The following is a 4,274-nucleotide window of genomic DNA, read 5'->3' on the forward strand; positions in this document are numbered from 1 at the left end:
CGCCATCGCCGGGAGCGCCTGATGGCGGCGAAGGGCGCGACCCCGAAGAAGGGGTCGGACGTCCCCATCGACTACCGCAAGATCGAGCGCGTCGCCGGGCCGCTCCTGTTCGTGCGCGATGTCGCGAACGCCGCCTACGGCGTGATCGTCGAAATCCAGCTCCCCACCGGCGAGCGCCGCCAGGGCCAGGTATTGGATTCGCGCAAGGGCCTCGCGATCGTCCAGGTGTTCGGCCCCACGATGGGGATGGACGTCAGCACCACCTCGGTCCGGTTCCTGGGCGAGGTCGCCAAGCTCGCGGTGTCCGACACGATGCTCGGGCGCGTCTTCAACGGGCTCGGGGAGCCCCGGGACGGCGGCCCCCGGATCGTCTCCGACCAGCAGCTCGAGATCGTCGGGAACGCGATGAACCCCTACTCGCGCGAGGAGCCGAGCGAGTTCATCCAGACGGGGATCTCGACGATCGACGCGATGAACACGCTCGTGCGGGGCCAGAAGCTCCCGATCTTCTCGGGCGCGGGCCTCCCGCACAACCAGATCGCGGCCCAGATCGTCCGTCAGGCCAAGCTCCGCGATTCCACCGAGGGATTCGCGGTCGTCTTCGCCGCGATGGGGATCACCAGCGAGGAGGCGAACTACTTCCTCAAGGAGTTCCAGACGACCGGGGCGCTCGAGCGCGCGGTCGTCTTCCTCAACCTGTCGAGCGACCCGTCGATGGAGCGCGTCGTCACGCCGCGCATGGCGCTGACGGCCGCCGAGTTCCTCGCCTACGAGCGGGACCTCCATGTCCTGGTCGTGCTCACCGACATGACGAACTACTGCGAGGCGCTCCGCGAGGTCTCGGCGGCGCGCGACGAGGTGCCGGGCCGCCGCGGCTACCCCGGCTACATGTACACGGACCTCGCGACGATCTACGAGCGGGCGGGCAAGATCCACGGCCGCAAGGGGTCGATCACGCAGCTGCCGATCCTGACGATGCCGGCCGACGACGTGACGCACCCGATCCCCGACCTCACCGGCTACATCACGGAGGGCCAGATCTACGTCAGCCGCGAGCTCCAGCGCCGCGGGGTCTACCCGCCGATCGACGTGCTGCCGTCGCTCTCCCGCCTGATGAACCAGGGGATCGGCAAGACCCGCACCCGCGAGGACCACCGGGGCGTCGCGGACCAGCTGTTCGCGACCTACGCCACGGGCAAGGACCAGCGCGCGCTCTCGGCGATCGTCGGCGAGGAGTCGCTCAGCGCGGTCGACCGCCTCTACCTCAAGGCGGCCGACCGCTTCGAGACCGAGTTCGTCAACCAGCGCCCCGACGAGGACCGCACGATCGACCAGAGCCTCGGCATCGGCTGGGAGATCCTCTCCGACCTCCCCGACGCCGAGTTGAAGCGGATCAAGCCGGAGTTCATCGCGAAGTACCGGACCCACCCGAGCCCGGTGAGCTAGCCTCGAGGTCCCCCCGTGCCCGCCGAGACGGTCCGACCCACGCGCCTCGAGCTCCTGCGCACCCGCCGGCGCATCGTGGTCGCGCGCAAGGGCCTCAACCTGTTGAAGCTCAAGCGGACCGCGCTGATCGTCGAGTTCTTCGCGATCTCGAAGGAGGCGATGCGCCTGCGCGGCGACCTGCGGCAGCGGATCGCGCGCGGCTACGAGTCGATCCGCTGGGCGGAGATGATGGAAGGGCCCACCCGGCTCGAGAGCATCTCGATGCTGCTCCCCGACGTGCGCCCGGTCCAGGTCGCGACGAAGAACGTGATGGGGGTGCGCACCCCCCGGGTCGACCGCGGGAGCTACGCGCCGATCGCGGCGCCCGAGCTCCTCGACCTGCCGACGTCCGTCAACGAGGCGATCCGCCACTTCCAAGGGATCTACGCGGTCGTCCTCGACATCGCCGAGAAGGAGAACGCGCTGCGCCGCCTGCTCCAGGAGATCGAGAAGACCAAGCGGCGGGCGAGCGCGATCGAGAACGTCCTGATCCCGCGGCTGCAGGCCACGGTGCGCTACATCAAGTTCCGATTCGACGAGCTCGAGCGCGACTCGTTCAGCATGCTCAAGACGGTCAAGCGCAAGCTCGAGCAGGAGGAGGCGCGTGCCGCCGCCGGCGCCTAACGCCGCGGTCCGCCGGTTCGTCGCCGTGCAGGCGGCGAGCCTCGCGCTGAAGCTCGCGGCGCTCGCGCTCTTCGTCGCCCTCGTCGCGAAGTACGTGGGGGGTTGGTGATGGCCGCCGCTGGGGAGACCGCCGCGCTCCCGGCAGGCTCGATCGACGCGCTCAAGCGCGTGCGGGCGACCGAGGCCGAGTGGGAGCAGAAGGTCGCCGCCGCACGGCGGGCGGCCGACGAGCAGCTCGCGCGCGAACGGGCCGCGGCGGATGCCGCGGTGAAGGCGGCGCGCGACGCGGCGGAGGCGGAGCGGACCGCGAAGGTCCTGCGCGCCCGCGCCGACACCGAGCGCGCGGCCGCGGAGATCGTCGCCGACGGCGAGCGGGCGGCGGCCGCGGCGTCCCGGGGCGAGGGCAAGCAGCCGGCGGACCGCCGCGACGCGATCCTCGACGTGGTCCTCGCCGGCGTCCGCCCCTAGGGAGACGCTGCCGATGGGGGTCCTGCGGCCGGTCGCGATGAGCAAGGTCGGCGTGCTCGGCCTCAAAGATGACCGCGAACGGATCCTCGGCCTCCTCCACGACCTGCGGATCGCGCAGATCGAGCCGCTCTCGCCCGAGGCGCTGAGCGCCCTCGTCCCCGAGCGCGGCAGCGAGCTCCAGCGGCGCGTCGGCGATGAGGCGCTGCGCTTCCGGGGCCTGAAGCACGCGCTCCCCCCCGTCCCGACCGGTCCGCCCCGCCGCTTCGATGCGCTGGACGACGTCCTCGCCGCGGCCCGGACCGTCCCGATCGACGCCGAGGTCGCGGAGCTCAAGCGCGAGGACGACCGGCTGCTCACCGAGGAGCGCGCGCTCGACGAGCGGATCGGGCTGCTCGATCGGCTCGCCTTCTATCCCGACCGGCTCGAGTACCTCCGCGCCCGGAGCTTCGTCACGTTCGTGGGCGAGGCCGAGCCGAAGCAGCGCGGCGCGCTCGCGGCCGCGCTGCCGCCCACCTCGGACGCGCAGTTCCTGGACGACCCCCGCGGCTCGGGCACCTTCCTCGTGAGCCTGCGCACGCAGAGCGCCGAGGTCCTCGCGCGCGTCGCGCAGTCCTTCGCCCTGCGCCTGAGCACGGTACCGGCGGTCGACGGCCCGCCGGCCGAGGAGGCGCAGCACGCGCGCGTCGCGCGGGCGATGGCGGTGGGCCGGCGCGCCGCGATCGCCGCCCGGCTCGGCACGCTCGCCCGGGAGTGGTACCCGACGGTCGCAGCGATCGACGAGGCGCTGCAGGTCGAGAACCGGAAGATCGAGGTCCTCTCCAAGCTCGGCGCCGGCCGCGAGACGTTCGCGCTCGAGGCGTGGATCCCGACGCGCGACCTCGCCCGGCTCAGCGCGATCCTCGCCGGGGCCACCGGCGATCGGGCCTACCTGTACTCGGTCCCGACAAAGGAGGAGCCGCCGACGCTCATGGACAACCCGAAGGGGATCCGGCGCTTCGAGTTCTTCATCCGGTTCTACTCGCTCCCCCAGCCGACCGAATGGGACCCCACGCTGATCTTCGCGATCGTCTTCCCGCTGCTCTTCGGCCTCATGCTTGCGGACTGGGGCTACGGGCTCACGATCCTCCTGATCTGCGTATGGATGATCCGCGGCTTTCCCGGGGCCCAGTATCTCCCCAAGCCCGGCCGCAACTTCGTCAAGCTCATCATGGGTCCGAAGGGGATGCAGCAGCTCGCCTGGGCGCTCCTTCCCGGCTGCTTGCTCGCGATCGGGCTCGGCCTCTACTTCGACGACTTCTTCGGATTCCCGCTCTTCCACTGGGCGCTCGGCTGGAGCTCCCCGGTCGACCCGCTCGCCAACACCACGGTGACCACGTACCTGCTCATCGGACTGTTCTTCGGCCTCGGGATGGTCTCGCTCGGGTTCCTCCTCGGGGCGCTGAAGGCGTACTTCCACCACCACCCGCGCGAGATGGTCGGCAAGATCGGCGGGATCGCGTTCGCCTTCGGGATCGTCTTCTACGGCCTGTCGGCGATCCACTTCCACTCGCTCCTTCCGCCGTTCACGACCGAGGTCGTCCTCGCGTTCGCGGCGCTCGGCGTCGGCATCGCGCTTCTCCTCGTCGGGGAGGGGGTGTTCGGGATCCTCGGGCTCATCGACATCGTGAGCCACGTGCTCTCCTACACGCGGATCGTCG

General features: G+C 71.0%; 5 protein-coding genes. All 5 read left to right on the forward strand.

The features are described from left to right. Nucleotides 1–21: 21 nt before the first annotated feature. A complete protein-coding gene (locus VEL82_03220) occupies nt 22–1,446 on the forward strand; it encodes a V-type ATP synthase subunit B (protein HXW66876.1) in 1,425 nt (474 codons plus the stop codon). A 15-nt stretch (nt 1,447–1,461) separates the two neighbouring features. Further along, on the forward strand, nt 1,462–2,109 hold the full coding sequence (locus VEL82_03225; protein HXW66877.1) for a V-type ATP synthase subunit D: 648 nt from the start codon (nt 1,462–1,464) through the stop codon (nt 2,107–2,109). After that, nucleotides 2,090–2,218: a hypothetical protein gene (locus VEL82_03230; GenBank protein HXW66878.1), complete on the forward strand. Its 129-nt coding sequence runs from the start codon at nt 2,090–2,092 to the stop codon at nt 2,216–2,218. Before VEL82_03225 ends, VEL82_03230 begins: the two co-directional genes overlap by 20 nt. Further along, entirely contained in the window at nt 2,218–2,577 is a 360-nt protein-coding gene (locus VEL82_03235) for a hypothetical protein (GenBank protein HXW66879.1), read from the forward strand. Before VEL82_03230 ends, VEL82_03235 begins: the two co-directional genes overlap by 1 nt. A gap of 13 nt (nt 2,578–2,590) precedes the next feature. Beyond that, on the forward strand, nt 2,591–4,274 hold a 1,684-nt coding region (locus VEL82_03240), incomplete at its 3' end, for a V-type ATPase 116kDa subunit family protein (GenBank protein HXW66880.1).

Source organism: Thermoplasmata archaeon (assembly GCA_035622275.1).
Taxonomy (GTDB): domain Archaea; phylum Thermoplasmatota; class Thermoplasmata; order Lutacidiplasmatales; family UBA184; genus Lutacidiplasma.

What these genes read in the sequence shown, in the direction of transcription:
- VEL82_03220 (HXW66876.1), top strand. Translation starts at nt 22, where the DNA reads ATGGCGGCGAAGGGCGCGACCCCGAAGAAGGGGTCGGACGTCCCCATC.
- VEL82_03235 (HXW66879.1), top strand. Translation starts at nt 2,218, where the DNA reads ATGGCCGCCGCTGGGGAGACCGCCGCGCTCCCGGCAGGCTCGATCGAC.